14 protein-coding genes are annotated in these 14487 nt (G+C 69.6%); 1 reads left to right on the top strand and 13 read right to left on the bottom strand.

Annotation, left to right across the window (positions count from 1 at the left end; translation table 11 throughout):
- Window positions 1-46: 46 nt before the first annotated feature.
- From A5681_RS04735 to dxr, 9 genes are all read right to left on the bottom strand, one after another.
- On the bottom strand, window positions 47-607 hold the full coding sequence (locus A5681_RS04735) for an alpha/beta hydrolase (RefSeq protein WP_197498507.1): 561 nt from the start codon (window positions 605-607) through the stop codon (window positions 47-49).
- 119 nt (window positions 608-726) lie between these two features.
- Window positions 727-2238 (bottom strand): cobyric acid synthase, encoded by a 1512-nt coding sequence (locus A5681_RS04730; protein ID WP_067269880.1) that lies wholly within the window; start codon window positions 2236-2238, stop codon window positions 727-729.
- A 16-nt stretch (window positions 2239-2254) separates the two neighbouring features.
- Entirely contained in the window at window positions 2255-3112 is an 858-nt protein-coding gene (gene map, locus A5681_RS04725; protein WP_067269930.1) for a type I methionyl aminopeptidase, read from the bottom strand.
- 10 nt (window positions 3113-3122) lie between these two features.
- Window positions 3123-3740, bottom strand: coding sequence for a DUF1707 SHOCT-like domain-containing protein (locus tag A5681_RS04720; protein ID WP_067269879.1), 618 nt, complete (start codon window positions 3738-3740; stop codon window positions 3123-3125).
- A 33-nt stretch (window positions 3741-3773) separates the two neighbouring features.
- Complete coding sequence (locus A5681_RS04715; RefSeq protein WP_067269877.1) at window positions 3774-5588, bottom strand: penicillin-binding transpeptidase domain-containing protein; 1815 nt, start codon at window positions 5586-5588, stop codon at window positions 3774-3776.
- A gap of 142 nt (window positions 5589-5730) precedes the next feature.
- Complete coding sequence (locus tag A5681_RS04710; RefSeq protein WP_067269875.1) at window positions 5731-6585, bottom strand: GNAT family N-acetyltransferase; 855 nt, start codon at window positions 6583-6585, stop codon at window positions 5731-5733.
- A 56-nt stretch (window positions 6586-6641) separates the two neighbouring features.
- Window positions 6642-7808, bottom strand: coding sequence for a flavodoxin-dependent (E)-4-hydroxy-3-methylbut-2-enyl-diphosphate synthase (gene ispG / locus A5681_RS04705; protein ID WP_067269870.1), 1167 nt, complete (start codon window positions 7806-7808; stop codon window positions 6642-6644).
- A gap of 16 nt (window positions 7809-7824) precedes the next feature.
- Complete coding sequence (locus A5681_RS04700) at window positions 7825-9048, bottom strand: M50 family metallopeptidase (RefSeq protein WP_067269868.1); 1224 nt, start codon at window positions 9046-9048, stop codon at window positions 7825-7827.
- 19 nt (window positions 9049-9067) lie between these two features.
- Complete coding sequence (gene dxr / locus A5681_RS04695; RefSeq protein ID WP_067269865.1) at window positions 9068-10273, bottom strand: 1-deoxy-D-xylulose-5-phosphate reductoisomerase; 1206 nt, start codon at window positions 10271-10273, stop codon at window positions 9068-9070.
- A gap of 96 nt (window positions 10274-10369) precedes the next feature.
- Between dxr and A5681_RS04690 the strand changes: the two genes are divergently transcribed.
- Entirely contained in the window at window positions 10370-10624 is a 255-nt protein-coding gene (locus A5681_RS04690) for a DUF2631 domain-containing protein (protein WP_067269863.1), read from the top strand.
- 120 nt (window positions 10625-10744) lie between these two features.
- Here the strand turns inward: A5681_RS04690 and rlmN are convergent, their stop codons facing one another.
- The 4 genes from rlmN to pyrH form a co-directional block, all read right to left on the bottom strand.
- Entirely contained in the window at window positions 10745-11839 is a 1095-nt protein-coding gene (gene rlmN, locus A5681_RS04685) for a 23S rRNA (adenine(2503)-C(2))-methyltransferase RlmN (RefSeq protein ID WP_067269861.1), read from the bottom strand.
- A gap of 23 nt (window positions 11840-11862) precedes the next feature.
- On the bottom strand, window positions 11863-12684 hold the full coding sequence (locus A5681_RS04680; RefSeq protein WP_156763421.1) for a phosphatidate cytidylyltransferase: 822 nt from the start codon (window positions 12682-12684) through the stop codon (window positions 11863-11865).
- Window positions 12685-12818: 134 nt separating this feature from the next.
- Window positions 12819-13376 (bottom strand): ribosome recycling factor, encoded by a 558-nt coding sequence (gene frr, locus A5681_RS04675; RefSeq protein WP_067269849.1) that lies wholly within the window; start codon window positions 13374-13376, stop codon window positions 12819-12821.
- Between the two features lie 15 nt (window positions 13377-13391).
- Window positions 13392-14189, bottom strand: coding sequence for a UMP kinase (pyrH, locus tag A5681_RS04670; RefSeq protein WP_067269847.1), 798 nt, complete (start codon window positions 14187-14189; stop codon window positions 13392-13394).
- Window positions 14190-14487 lie beyond the last annotated feature (298 nt).

Genomic DNA, 14487 nt, shown 5'->3' with positions numbered 1-14487 from the left:
AATCAATGCGCTTGTGCGAGTGAATGTTTCGGCGCGCCGAATCGGCTTACCAGGTGCTGGTGCGCAACACGATCTCGGCGGCCAGCTGTGCCGTCGACTCCTGCACCGTGCGCCTGCCCAGGTGCACCACGCGGTATTCCGCGTAGACGTACTGCTGGCTCGCGCGGGCCACCGCGCGCGCCGCCGGGGAGCTGACCAGCACGGTGGTGCCGATCTCCACCGGCGGGCAGTGGTCGTCGCGCACCACGCCGTCGCGGTCGGCGGCCCGCGGGTGCCCGCGGTCGATGACGACCAGGCCGACGAACCGGCCCAGCTTCGTCGCCGCCAATTCCCAGGCCAAGTCGCCGCCGGCGCGGTCGCCCACCACCACGGCCCACCCGATCCCCAGTGCGTCGAGGATGCCGATCACCGATTTGGGGGTCAGGCGCGCGTCCAGGCCGACGACGACGGTCCGCAGCGATGCCGTGTGCAGACGCTCGCAAACCGCGTCGTACGCGGCGGGAACTCGTTCCTCGTCCCCCAGGATGACCACCACGACGCCCTGCTCGGGACCAGCCACCGCTACCGGGACGGGGAACCCGTCGAGCGTGGTCATCATTGAGGGCATCTACGCACGCTACAGCGGATCGGCATGCATGCGCGAGGATTTGTCGAATTCCGTGCGCGCCAACGGGTTTTGCGTCGCCGTAAATTGGATGGCCGTGCGTGCGCATACCCGTGAATGGCCTACGGCCGCAAGTGAGTTGCGATATGCGGTCGGCGTGGCGGCGGACCGTCGAGCAGGCCGAGAACCGCGTCGACGTCCAGGTGGTCAGCCAGCAGATCGGCGACCGTGTCGAGCTGAGCGTCGCGTCGCGCGGAGACGTTGGTGTGGGCGGCGACGAACCCGCCACGGCCCGCCGCGGCCGCGACGCGGGTAAGCCATGCGCGGCGGAAGTCGTCGTTGTCGAGCAGGCCATGCCAGTGGGTGCCGAAGACGGCGCCGCGGGCGAGGCCGTGCGGTTCGCAGTCGCGGCCGCCCTCCGCGCCGAACCAGCTCTCCTCGGCGCAGCGCGACACCCGGCCGTGATGGATTTCGTAGCCGGCAAGCGGCGGTGGCCAGCGGCGCAGCACCTTGGCATCGCCGAAGGCGATGTCCGCATCCAGCAGCCCGAGCCCGGCGACTTCGCCCGCCTTGGACTCCACGGTGTCGTCGATGCGCCGGCAGAGCATTTGGAAGCCCCCGCAGATTCCCAGCACCGGTTTGCCGGCCGCGGCGTGCGCGGTGACCGCGTCGGCCAGGCCGCCCTCGCGCAGCCAGGCCAGGTCGGCGACGGTGGATTTGCTCCCCGGGATCACGATCAGGTCGGTGTCGGCCAGGTCGGCCGGGTCGGCGGTCCAGCGCACGACGACGCCCGGTTCGCACGCCAGCGCCTCGACGTCGGTGGAGTTGGAGATCCGCGGCAGCCGGATCGCGGCCACCCGCAGCCAGTCGCGTCCGCGCGGCGGCGCCGGAGCGCCGATGACGCGGTGGGCGACCACCGACAGGGAGTCCTCCGCGTCCAGCCACAGCTCGTCCGCGTACGGCAGCACCCCGTAGGTCGGGCGTCCGGTCATCGCCTGCAGCTGCCGCAGTCCGGGCTCCAGGAGTGCGGGGTCGCCGCGAAACTTGTTGACCACGAAACCGGCGATCAGCGCCTGGTCGTCGGGGTCGAGCACGGCGACCGTCCCGAACAGGTGGGCGAGCAGCCCGCCGCGGTCGATGTCACCGACCAGGACCACCGGCAGGTCCGCGGCCCTGGCCAGGCCCATGTTGGCCAAATCCGTGGCACGCAAATTGATTTCGGCGGGCGAGCCCGCGCCTTCGCAGATGACGGCGTCGAATTCGGCACGCAGACTGGAAAATTCGTCCGCGACGATCCCCGCGAGGCGATCCCGATGCGTGACATAGCTTGCCGCCGTGACCGAGTCGGCGACCTGTCCCCGTATCACCAGCTGCGACGCCCGATCGCTGCCCGGTTTGAGCAGGATCGGATTGAACCGCACGCTGGGCTCCAGCCCCGCCGCCCGCGCCTGAAACGCCTGGGCCCGGCCGATCTCCCCACCTTCGATGGTGACCACGGAATTGTTGGACATGTTCTGCGCCTTGAACGGCGCCACCCGAACGCCGCGCCGCGCCAACAACCGGCACAGGCCCGCGACGACCACCGATTTCCCGGCGTCGGAGCTGGTGCCGGCGACCAGCAGCGCCCCGCTCACGGGTTCACGGCTTTGCTCAAATGGAGGTGAGGATCTCGACGCCGGTGTCGGTCACCAGCAGGGTGTGCTCGAACTGCGCGGTCCACTTGCGGTCCTTGGTGACCACGGTCCAGCCGTCGTCCCAGATCTCGTAGTCCAGGCTGCCGAGGTTGATCATCGGTTCGATGGTGAACGTCATGCCCGGCTGCATGATCGTCGTCACCGACGGCTGGTCGTAGTGCAGCACCACCAGGCCGTTGTGGAACGTGGTGCCGATGCCGTGACCGGTGAAGTCGCGAACCACGTTGTAGCCGAACCGATTCGCGTAGGCCTCGATGACGCGGCCGACCACCGAAAGCGCCCGTCCCGGCTTGACGGCGTTGATCGCGCGCATCGTGGCCTCCCGGGTGCGCTCCACGAGCAGCCGGTGCTCCTCGGATACGTCGCCGGCGAGGAACGTCGCGTTGGTGTCACCGTGCACCCCGTCGATGTAGGCCGTGACGTCGATGTTGACGATGTCGCCGTCGGCGATCACCGTCGAGTCGGGGATGCCGTGGCAGATGACCTCGTTGAGCGACGTGCAGCACGACTTCGGGAAGCCCTTGTAGCCCAGGGTCGATGGGTAGGCGCCGTGGTCGATCATGTACTCGTGGGCGATCCGGTCCAGTTCGTCGGTCGTCACCCCGGGCGCCACGGCTTTGCCCGCCTCGGCCAGCGCGCCGGCCGCGATCCGGCCGGCGACCCGCATCTTCTCGATCACCTCCGGCGTCTGCACCCACGGCTCGCTGCCCTCGCGCACGCTGGACTTCCAGGCGTATTCCGGGCGGGGGATGCGGCCGGGCACCGGCAGAGTCGGGGACAACTCTCCGGGGGAAAGCGCGGTGCGAGCAGGCATGCCGACCAGCTTAACCGCGCGGTCGGCCACGATGCGGGCCGTCGAGGCGGCCGCGGATCAGCGAGCGCCGCGGTCCCCGGATGGTCACCGAGCCGCACACCACCCGCCCGGTCAGGATCACGTGCGGCCGTCCCTCGCCGGGCGCGTCCTTGCGGCGGTCGCGGGCGCTGCCCACGTAGACCTGGACGTCGTCGATCGACGCGCTCGCGCCGTCGGGCAGCCGGATGTCCACCGAGCCGCCTCGCATGTCGAGTTCGATGACGACCACCGGGCCCGCGAACCGCGCCCTGGTGAGGTCGAGTTCGATGGAGCCCAGCCGGCGAACCAGCGCCAGTCGGGTGGGCACCGTCCACTCGCCGTGGCGTTTCAGCGAGCCGGCCCAGCCGCGCAGCTCCACCCGGTCGGCCGCCGAGGTGACGATGGCGCCCGGCCCGGGCAGGTCGCCGACCAGCCCGTCCAGCTCATCCCGGGTGCGGGCGTAGGACACCTGCGACGAGCGCTGCTCGAACTCGTCGATATCGATCAGCCCGAGCGCAACGGCGTTGTGCAGTCGCCGCATCGTGCCGTTGCGGTCGGCGTCGGAGACCCGCAGTGATACCGGAGCCACCATGTCGCCGGGATCCGTCATGTTCGCAATTTACCGCTGAGCGGCCGCCCCGTGTCAGGCCAGGAAGTCGGGCGGCAGCGACTCGAACATCACCTTGGTCATCCGGACCGCGTATTCCGAGCTGCCGCCCCCGACGATCAGCGACGCGAACGCCAGGTCGCCGCGGTACCCGGCGAACCAGGAATGCGATCCGCCCGGGAACTCGGCCTCCCCGGTCTTCCCGTAGACGGCCCCGCAGCCGGCGATCTCCTTGGCGGTGCCGTTGGTCACCACCAGCCGCATCATCGGGCGCAGCGCGTCCACCATCTTCGGGCTGATCGGCGTGGTGTCACCCTGCACCGCGGTCGGCCGGCCCGCGATGAGCTGCGGCGTCGGCGTCTTTCCGGCGGCGACGGTCGCCGCGACCAGGGCCATGCCGAACGGGCTGGCCAGCACCTTGCCCTGGCCGAAGCCGTCTTCGGTGCGCTCGGCGAGGTCGACCGTCGGGGGCACCGACCCGGTCACCGTGGTGATGCCGTCCACCTGATAGTCCAGCCCGATGCCGTACCTGCTGGCGGCCTGCGTCAGGCCCCGGGGCGGCATTCTGCTGCTGAGCTCGGCGAAGGTGGTGTTGCAGGAGCTGGCGAACGCCCGCGACATCGGCACCACGCCGAGGTCGAAGCCGCCGTAGTTGGGGATGGTGCGGTGCCCGATGTCGAGATGGCCCGGGCAGCCCAGCATGGTGTTCGGGGTGGCCATGTCGCGGTCGACGGCGGCGCCCGCGGTCACCATCTTGAACGTCGACCCCGGCGGGAACAGGCCGGTGGTGGCGACCAGGCCGTCCGCGTCGGCGCCCCCGTTCTGCGCGATCGCCAGGATCTCCCCCGTCGACGGCTTGATCACGACCATCATCGCCTTGCCGCCGCGGGTGTCCACCGCCCGCTGGGCGGCGTTCTGCACCACCCGGTCCAGCGTGATCGAGATCGACGGCGCCGGTGAACCCGCCACCTCGTGCAGCACCTCGACTTCGACGCCGTTCTGGTTGACGCTGACCACCCGCCAGCCCGCCTCGCCGTCGAGCTGGTCGACGACGGCCTTCTTCACCTCGGCCATCACCGCCGGGGCGAAATGCGGGTCGGTCGGCAGGATCTCGGGCTGGGGCGTGACGACGACGCCGGGCAGCCGGCCGATGGCCGGGAAAACCTTGTCGTTGTCGTCGGGATGCAGCGTCACCAGGTCCACCGGCTGGGTCGCCGAGCTGGCCTGCTCGGCGAGCAATTGCGGATCGTTCAGCGTGCCGTTGAAGGGATGCAGGACGTCCACGATCGCGTGCGCCGTCCCGATCAGCGCGGCGCCGGATCCGGCCTGGGTGGCGTCCAGCGTGTAGTGGTACAGGTAGCCGGGCACCAGCACGTCGGTGCCGCCGAGCTCGTTGACCGAGGCGCGCCGCGGCGCGTCGGCCCGCAACGCGAAGGTCTGGTGCTCGCCCAGTTTGGGGTGCAGCCCGGTGGGGGTCCACCGGACCTCCCAGCGGCCTTCGTCGCGCGCCATCTTCAGCTGGCCGTCGTAGGTCCAGGTCCGGTTTTTGGGGAGGTGCCAGGTGAAGCGGTAGCCGACGGTGCCGGTGTCCTCGGCGTACTTGGCGTTGAGGATCTGCGTGTCGAGATGCCTCGCCTGCAGCCCCGCCCACGCCGCGTTGAGCGCTTCGCGTGCCTCGTTGGGGTTGTCGCTGAGTTGGGCGGCGGTGGCGGTGTCGCCGATCGCCAGGGCGGCGAAGAACTTCTCGGCGGCCGGGCCGGGGCCGTCGGGCCGCGGCGTGCACCCGGACGTCGCGACGGCCGCGAGCAGCAATCCGGCCGCCACGATTACCAGTGGGGTTTTTGTGACCATTGGTACAGATGTTATGAAGCCCGGCTGTTGCACCGGCGCCGACACACCGAGATGCAACCGTTATGCCCGCGCTCGTAACGCCACGGCGAAAAAGGCGGCCAAAAATCGCCACCACGTTACGGTCGCGAGCGCGGCGAGCGGCTCAGTCGAGCAACACCGTCGCGAAAGTGCCCACCTCGGCGAAGCCGACCCGGGCGTAAGCGGCGCGAGCCACGGTGTTGAAGTTGTTCACGTAGAGGCTGGCGGTGCGCCCGCTGCCGACGATCACCGCGGCCACCGTCGCGGTGCCGGCGGTACCGAGGCCCAGGCCCCGCCACTCGGGGTGCACCCAGACCCCCTGTATCTGGCCGACGCCCGGCGACTGCGAGCCCACCTCGGCCTTGAAGACGACCTGGCCCTGCTCGAAGCGGGCCCACGCGCGGCCGGCCGCGATCAGGCTGGCCACCCGGCGCCGGTAGCCCCGACCGCCGTCGCCGATGCGGGGGTCGACACCCACCTCGCCAATGAACATGTCCACGGCAGCCACCAGGTAGGCGTCCAGCTCGTCCGGCCGCACCTGTCGCACGCCGGCGTCGATGTCGCAATTGGGGTGGCGCGACAGCGCCAGCAGCGGCTGGTGGTCGCGCACGTCCCGGGCCGGGCCCCACGCCGACTCCAGCCGCTCCCACATCCGCATCACCAGATCGGCCCTGCCCACCAGGGACGAACAGCGGCGCGTTCCGCTCATCGCCTCGTCGGCGAAGGCGTCCATGTCCGCCGCGGCGCCGCGCAGCGGGATCAGATTGGCGCCGGCGAAGCACAGCGACTCATGCGCCCCGCGCACGGTCCACAGCTCGCCGCCGATGGAGTTGGGATCGATCCCGTGGTCCGCCACCCGGGCCGCGACCATGCACGAACCGACCGGGTCCTCGTCGAACACCCGCCAGACGGCGGCGGCGTCGCGCACCACCGACACCCGTCGCTCACCGACAAGGCGGAAGAGGGGCGGAGCCGACATCTGGCGAACTCTCTGTGCTGCGAACTAAAGGACCGGCAACAGGGAACCGGCCCCCATCAGCTTACGGTCACGATCGGCGAACCGCTGGATGTTGTGTCAGGACCGTGATCGGTACCCATCTCCGAGGCCAACCGCATCGCCTCCTCGATGAGCGTCTCGACGATCTGCGCCTCGGGCACGGTCTTGATCACCTCGCCGCGAACGAAGATCTGCCCCTTGCCATTTCCCGACGCGACGCCCAGGTCGGCCTCGCGGGCCTCGCCGGGGCCGTTCACCACGCAGCCCATCACGGCGACCCGCAGCGGCACGTCGAGACCGTCCAGCCCGGCGGTGACCTCGTTGGCCAGGGTGTAGACGTCGACCTGCGCGCGGCCGCAGGACGGGCAGGACACGATCTCGAGCCCCCGCGGCCGCAGGTTCAGCGACTCGAGGATCTGGATGCCGACCTTGACCTCTTCGACCGGCGGCGCCGACAGCGACACCCGGATCGTGTCGCCGATCCCCCGCGACAGCAGCGCGCCGAAGGCGACCGCGGACTTGATGGTGCCCTGGAAGGCCGGACCGGCCTCGGTCACCCCGAGGTGCAGCGGGTAGTCGCATTGCGCGGCCAGCTGCTCGTACGCGGCGACCATCACGACGGGGTCGTTGTGCTTGACGCTGATCTTGATGTCGCCGAAGCCGTGCTCCTCGAACAGCGAGGCCTCCCACAGCGCGGACTCGACCAGCGCCTCCGGGGTGGCCTTGCCGTACTTCTCCATGAACCGCTTGTCCAGCGAGCCGGCGTTGACGCCGATGCGGATCGGGATCCCGGCCGCCGCCGCGGCCTTGGCGACCTCGCCGACCCGACCGTCGAACTCCTTGATGTTGCCGGGGTTCACCCGCACCGCGGCGCACCCGGCGTCGATGGCGGCGAAGATGTACTTCGGCTGGAAGTGGATATCCGCGATCACCGGGATCTGGCTGTGCCGCGCGATCTCGGCGAGCGCGTCGGCATCCTCCTGACGAGGGCAGGCCACCCGGACGATGTCGCAGCCGGCCGCGGTCAGCTCCGCGATCTGCTGCAGCGTCGTGTTGACGTCGTGGGTTTTGGTGGTGCACATGGACTGCACCGAAATCGGATGGTCGCTGCCCACGCCGACGTCGCGGACCATGAGCTGGCGCGTCTTACGGCGGGGGGCGAGCGTGGGCGCCGGAGCGTCCGGCATGCCCAGGCCAACGGTCACTGTTGTGGTTCCTTAGCTATTGGAAGAGCCTGATCGGGTTGACCAGATCAGCGGTCACGGTCAGCAACATGTACCCGACCACGAACACCAGCACCACGTAGGTGGCGGGCATCAGCTTGAGGTAGTTCACCGGTGCGGCCGCGACCATGCCGCGCGCCGACCGGACGAGGTTGCGGATCTTTTCGAACACCGCGATGGCGATGTGGCCGCCGTCGAACGGCAGCAGCGGCACCAGGTTGATCGCGCCCAGGATGAGGTTCAGCTGGGCCAGGAAGAACCAGAACGCCACCCAGAGCCCGTGGTCGACGGTGTCGCCGCCGATGATGCTGGCGCCGACCACGCTCATCGGGGTCTGCGGGTCACGCTGCCCGCCGCCGATGGCGTGCACCAGGGCACCCACCTTGGTGGGAATGGTGACCAGGGCCTTGCCCACCTCGCCGGTCAGCGACCAGCTGAAGGCGACCGTCGCCGGTATCGCCGATAACGCGTTGTAGCGCGTCGGCGGGGTCTTCACGGCGGCGACGCCGATGGCCCCGACCGTCGAGGGTGTCGGCTGAGCGCCCTGCCCGCTCGCCCCCGTGCTCAGGTAGCGCTGGGTGGGCGTGACGTCGACCTGGGTGGTGATCGTGGTGCCGCCCCGCTCGACGACGACCGGGACGGTGCCGTGCATCTTGCGGATCGCGGCGGCCATCTCCTCGAACGTCGACACCGGGGTGTCGCCGACCTTGACCACCACGTCTCCGGCGCGGATCCCGGCCAGCGCGGCCGGCCCGGGACCGGTGCAGTCGGCGATCTTCCCAGGGGCGGTTTCCGGTGCGACACAAGCGGTTTCACCGACCACCGCTCTTGTCGGCGGGTGCAGGTTGGGCAACCCCCAGACCAGGGCTATGCCGTAAAGCAGGACCAGGCAGATGACGAAGTTCATCGCCGGACCGGCGAAGAGCACCGCGACGCGCTTCCAGACGTCCTGCTTGTACATCGCGCGGTCGGTTTCGTCGGGCGCCAGTTCCTCGACCGAGGTCATGCCGGCGATGTCGCAGAAGCCGCCCAGCGGCACGGCTTTGAGGCCGTATTCGGTCTCGCCGCGCCGCGTCGACCACAGCGTGGGCCCGAACCCGACGAAGTAGCGGCGGACCTTCATGCCGGTGGCGCGGGCGACCCACATGTGGCCGCACTCGTGCAGGGCCACCGAGATCAGGATGGCGAGCGCGAACAGCACAATGCCGATAACGAACATCATCTCCGCTGCAGGACCTTTCTCACACCATTCCGGAGGCGTTGACGGAGGCCTCGGTGGGCCGTGCGTGTGCGACTCGATCGATTTGGCGCCTGGCCTTCTCCTTAGCCCAGCGCTGCGCGTCTAGTACCTCATCCACGTTAGCGGGTGAAACCGCCCATTGGTCTGCGGCGTGCAGCACGTCGGCGATGGTTTTGACGATGGCCGGGAACCCGACGCGGCCTTGCAGGAACGCCTCGGCGGCTTCTTCGTTGGCCGCGTTGTACACGGCGGTCATGCAGCCGCCCGTCTGGCCGGCGTACCGGGCCAGCTCGACGGCGGGGAAAACGTCGCCGTCCAGCGGCTCGAATTCCCAGCTAGAGGCGGTGCTGAAGTCGCACGGCGGGGCCACGCCGGGAACCCGCGCCGGCCAGCCCAGGGCCAACGAGATGGGCAGCTTCATGTCCGGGGGGCTGGCCTGGGCGATGGTCGAGCCGTCGATGAAGGTGACCATCGAATGAACAATCGACTGGGGGTGCACGACGACCTCGATGCGGTCGTAGTCGATGCCGAACAGCAGGTGCGTCTCGATCAGTTCGAGGCCCTTGTTGACCAGCGATGCCGAGTTCAGGGTGTTCATCGGGCCCATCGACCAGGTGGGGTGGGCGCCGGCCTGCTCCGGGGTGACGGCCTCGAGCTGGGCGGCGGTCCAGCCCCGGAACGGCCCGCCGGAGGCCGTCAGCACCAGCTTGGCGACCTCGTCGGGGGTGCCGCCGCGCAGGCACTGGGCCAGGGCGGAGTGCTCGGAGTCGACGGGCACGATCTGACCCGGCCGCGCCGCCTGGAGGACCAGCGGGCCGCCGGCGACCAGGGATTCCTTGTTCGCCAGGGCCAGCCGGGCGCCCGATTCCAGCGCGGCCAGCGTCGGCCGCAGGCCCAGCGCGCCGACCAGCGCGTTGAGGACGACGTCGGCCTCGGTGTCTTGCACCAGCCGGGTCACCGCCTCGGGGCCGCGGTAGGGGACGTCGGCGGCCTGGGCCGCGCGTTCGTCGGCGACGGCGACGTTGGTGACGCCGGTCTCGGCGCGCTGCCGCAGCAAGGTGTCCAGGTTCGAACCGCCCGCCGCAAGCCCGACCACCTCGAAGCGGTCGGGATGGGCCGCGATCACCTCGAGCGCCTGGGTGCCGATCGAGCCGGTGCTGCCCAGCACCAGCACACGCAGGCGGCCGTCGGGTGTCGCGGTTGTCACTCACTCATTGTGCCCCGCCACCGGAGCGTGCGACGGCTGCGGGACCCGGCCGCGGGTATGCCAGAATCGCTGCAGAAGCGACGAAAGGGACGCACCGTGGCCAGTACCGAGGTGGAACAGTTCAGCGGCGTCGACACCGTTGAGGTGCCGTCGGCGGCGTGGGGTTGGAGCAGGATCAATCACCGCACCTGGCACATCACCGGCCTGGTCATCTTCGGGTTCCTGTTGGCGATGCTGCGCGGCAACCACGTGGGCCACGTCGAGAACTGGTTCTTGATCGGGTTCGCCGCGTTGGTGCTCTTCGTCCTGGTCCGCGACCTGTGGGGCCGCCGGCGCGGCTGGATCAGGTAGCCAGCTACCCGCCTTCGGCGGCCAGCTGTCCGCAGGCTTCGGCCAATTCGCCCGCGCTCCAGCTACCCGCCTTCGGCGGCCAGCTGTCCGCAGGCTTCGGCTAATTCGCCCGCGCTCCAGCTACCCGCCTTCGGCGGCCAGCTGTCCGCAGGCGGCGCTGATCTCCCTGCCGCGGGTGTCCCGCACCGTGCACGACACCCCGTGGGCCCGCACCCGTCGGACGAACTCCCGCTCCGCCGCCTTGGGGCTGGCGTCCCACTCGCTGCCCGGCGTCGGGTTGAGCGGGATCAGGTTCACATGCACCAGCGGGCCGAGCGCCCGGTGCAGGCGTTTGCCCAGCAGGTCGGCCCGCCACGGCTGGTCGTTGACGTCGCGGATCAGCGCATACTCCACCGACACCCGGCGGCCGGTTACGTCGGCGTAATAGCGGGCGGCGTCGAGCGCCTCGGTGATCTTCCACCGGTTGTTGACTGGCACCAGCGTGTCGCGCAGCTCGTCGTCGGGCGCGTGCAACGACAGCGCCAGCGTCACCCCGAGCCGCTCGTCGGCCAGCTTGCGGATGGCCGGGGCCAGGCCGACGGTCGAGACGGTGACGGAGCGGGCCGAGATGCCGAAGCCGTGCGGCGGCGGTTCGGTGATGCGACGCAGCGCGGCCACCACCCGCGCGTAGTTGGCCAGCGGCTCCCCCATGCCCATGAACACGACGTTGGAGAGCCGATCCCCGAAATCGTCCCGCAGGGCCAGGGCGGCGCAGCGGACCTGTTCTGCGATCTCCGCGGTCGACAGGTTGCGCGTCAGGCCCCCCTGCCCGGTCGCACAGAATGGGCAGGCCATACCGCAGCCGGCCTGCGAGGAGATGCACACGGTGTTGCGTTGCGGGTAACGCATCAGCACCGACTCGAAGGTCGTCCCATCGGTCCCGCGCCACAACGTCTTTCGGGTCTGCCCGGCGTCGCAGGTGACCTCGGAGGCCGACGTCAGCAGGTGCGGGAACATCGCGTCGGCGATCCGGTCCCGCACGGCCGCGGGCAGGTCGGTCATCTCATGGGGGTCGGCGATCAGGCGGCCGTAGTACTGATTTGCGAGCTGCTTGGCGCGGAACCCCGGCAAGCCGAGCTCGGCGACGGCCGCGGCGCGACCGTCCGCGTCGAGGTCGGCCAGGTGCCGCGGTGGCTTGCTGGGGCGGGGTTCGGTGAAGACCAGTTGTTGGACCATGTCCAGTCCAGTATCGGCCCTCCTCAGGGCACGAGCGTCAGCACCGTCCACGCGGCGACCGCCGACGGGAGCACACCGTCGAGCCGGTCCATCAGGCCGCCGTGGCCGGGCAGCAGGCGGCCCATGTCCTTGATCCCGAGGTCGCGCTTGATCTGCGACTCGACCAGATCGCCAAGCGTGCAGGTCAGCACCAGGATCACGCCCAGCACCGCGCCGATCCACACCGGCTTGCCGGCCAGGAAGGTCGCCGTCAAAATCGCCGCGGTGATTCCGAAGAACAGCGAGCCGGCGAATCCCTCCCACGATTTCTTGGGGCTGATCGCGGGCACCATCGGGTGCTTGCCGAACAGCACGCCGACGGCGTAGCCGCCCACGTCGGACGCGACGACGGTGACCATCAGGCAGAACACCCGGCCCGCGCCGTCCTTGGGGTAGACGAGCAAGGCGCCGAAGGAGGCGAACAGCGGCACCCACGCCGCCAGGAACACCGTCGCGGAGGCGTCGCGCAAATAGTTTGCCGACGGGGAGCCGGCGAACGGCTCGGGTCGCTTGCTGTTGTCCTGCATGAACAGGCGCCAGACGTTGCACACCACCACCATGGCGCCGAAGCCGGCCAGGGCGCCGGCGGCGTGGAACGGCCACGTCAGCCAGATCGTGGCCTGCCCGCCGATCAGCAACGGGATCAGCGGGATGACGTAGCCGGCCTCGCGCAGCCGTCGCACCACCTCATGGGTGGCAACCGGGATGGCGATCGCGACGATGGCAACCCAGAACCGCGGTGCGAACACCAGCGTGACGATGAGCACGCCGCCGATGCCGGCGCCCACCGCGATGGCCGCGCGCAGGTCACGCCCCGCGCGGGACGTCTTCGTGGCCGGCTGCTGCCCGGTGTCCTTGCTCTCACGCGCCGGCTCGTCGGGCGTGCTGGCTGCGCCGGTGGTTGCCACGGACCTGGGTGAACTTAGCTGCTGAGCGGCCGCTAGACCTCCAGCAGCTCGCCTTCTTTGTGCTTGACCAGGTCTTCGATCTGGGTGATGTACTGATGCGTCGTCTTGTCCAGGTCCTTTTCGGCGCGTCCGACCTCGTCCTCGCCGGCCTCGCCGTCCTTGCGGATGCGGTGCAATTCCTCCATCGCCTTGCGGCGGATGTTGCGCACCGACACCTTGGCATCCTCGCCCTTGCCCTTGGCCTGCTTGACCAGCTCGCGGCGGCGCTCCTCGGTGAGCTGCGGCACCGCCACCCGGATCAGGGTGCCGTCGTTGGTGGGGTTGACGCCCAGATCGGAGTTGCGGATCGCAGTTTCGATCGCGCCCAGCTGGCTGGTTTCGTACGGCTTGATCACGACCAGCCGGGCCTCCGGGACGTTGATGCTGGCCAGCTGCGTGATGGGGGTGGTGGCGCCGTAATAGTCGATGGCGATCCGGGAGAACATGCCCGGGTTGGCGCGACCGGTCCGAATGGTTGACAAGTCGTCACGGGCGACCGCTACGGCCTTCTCCATTTTCTCTTCCGCGTCGAAGAGAGCCTCGTCAATCATCGTTCGCTCTTCCCCTCAGGTGGTGACCAGTGTCCCGATTTTCTCACCGGCGACCGCCCGGGCGATATTCCCATTGGTCAGCAGGTTGAACACCAGGATCGGCATGCCATTGTCCATGCACAGGCTGAACGCGGTGGCATCGGCCACCCGCAGCCCCCGGTCGATGACCTCCCGGTGACTGATCGCGGCGATCAGCTCGGCTTCGGGGTTCACCCGCGGATCCTCGGTGAACACCCCGTCGACCGCCTTGGCCATCAGGACGACGTCCGCGCGGATCTCCAGCGCGCGCTGCGCGGCCGTGGTGTCGGTGGAGAAGTACGGCAGCCCCATGCCGGCCCCGAAGATCACCACACGCCCCTTCTCCAGGTGACGGACGGCGCGCAGCGGCAGGTAGGGCTCGGCGACCTGTCCCATGGTGATCGCGGTTTGGACGCGGGTGACGATCCCTTCCTTTTCCAGGAAGTCCTGCAGCGCCAGGCTGTTCATGACCGTGCCGAGCATGCCCATGTAGTCCGAACGGGTGCGTTCCATGCCGCGCTGCTGCAGTTGCGCGCCCCGAAAGAAGTTGCCGCCGCCGATGACGACGGCCACCTGGACACCGTCGCGCACCACCTCGGCGATCTGCCGCGCCACCCGCGCCACCACGTCGGGATCGAGCCCAACCTGGCCGCCGCCGAACATCTCGCCACCGAGCTTGAGCAGCACCCTGGAGTATTTGGGCCGCGGTCGCGGCCGCCCGGCAGCTGATCCATTCTCCGGTGCCGACGCCTCCGGCTTCGGGGCCGCGGCGTGGGGCTCCCTGGACTCCGTCATCAGGCTCCTCGCATGAGAGTGCCATCCCGGGGTGACCTCTCCGGAACGGCATTTCACATCCTGCCTCATCGCAGCACAACGCGGCGTCGGCGGGGTGCATTATGCGCAGAGTTGGCGACTGCGACGACTTTTCGCGGCTATCGGTCCAGGTGACGCCGCCGACGCGGCGGTTTCCTCACCCGCCGATCCAGGATGTTTGAACGGTGCCCGAGAGGGGGAATCCGCACCATCGCGGTGGGGACTTCACAGCCTTGAGAACAAGGGCCAATCTCGCCGCATGACCGGACCGGTCGCCACG

It is taken from the genome of Mycobacterium scrofulaceum, assembly GCF_001667885.1.
Taxonomy (GTDB): Bacteria; Actinomycetota; Actinomycetes; order Mycobacteriales; family Mycobacteriaceae; genus Mycobacterium; species Mycobacterium scrofulaceum_C.
This window is presented reverse-complemented; position numbering and strand designations above follow the sequence as displayed.

Coding starts and splice junctions, on each gene's coding strand:
- map (WP_067269930.1), bottom strand. CDS start 3,112: ATGCCTGCTCGCACCGCGCTTTCCCCCGGAGAGTTGTCCCCGACTCTG.
- A5681_RS04700 (WP_067269868.1), bottom strand. CDS start 9,048: ATGATGTTCGTTATCGGCATTGTGCTGTTCGCGCTCGCCATCCTGATC.
- A5681_RS04710 (WP_067269875.1), bottom strand. CDS start 6,585: ATGTCGGCTCCGCCCCTCTTCCGCCTTGTCGGTGAGCGACGGGTGTCG.
- A5681_RS04735 (WP_197498507.1), bottom strand. CDS start 607: ATGCCCTCAATGATGACCACGCTCGACGGGTTCCCCGTCCCGGTAGCG.
- frr (WP_067269849.1), bottom strand. CDS start 13,376: ATGATTGACGAGGCTCTCTTCGACGCGGAAGAGAAAATGGAGAAGGCC.
- A5681_RS04720 (WP_067269879.1), bottom strand. CDS start 3,740: ATGACGGATCCCGGCGACATGGTGGCTCCGGTATCACTGCGGGTCTCC.
- rlmN (WP_067269861.1), bottom strand. CDS start 11,839: ATGGTCCAACAACTGGTCTTCACCGAACCCCGCCCCAGCAAGCCACCG.
- pyrH (WP_067269847.1), bottom strand. CDS start 14,189: ATGACGGAGTCCAGGGAGCCCCACGCCGCGGCCCCGAAGCCGGAGGCG.
- A5681_RS04715 (WP_067269877.1), bottom strand. CDS start 5,588: ATGGTCACAAAAACCCCACTGGTAATCGTGGCGGCCGGATTGCTGCTC.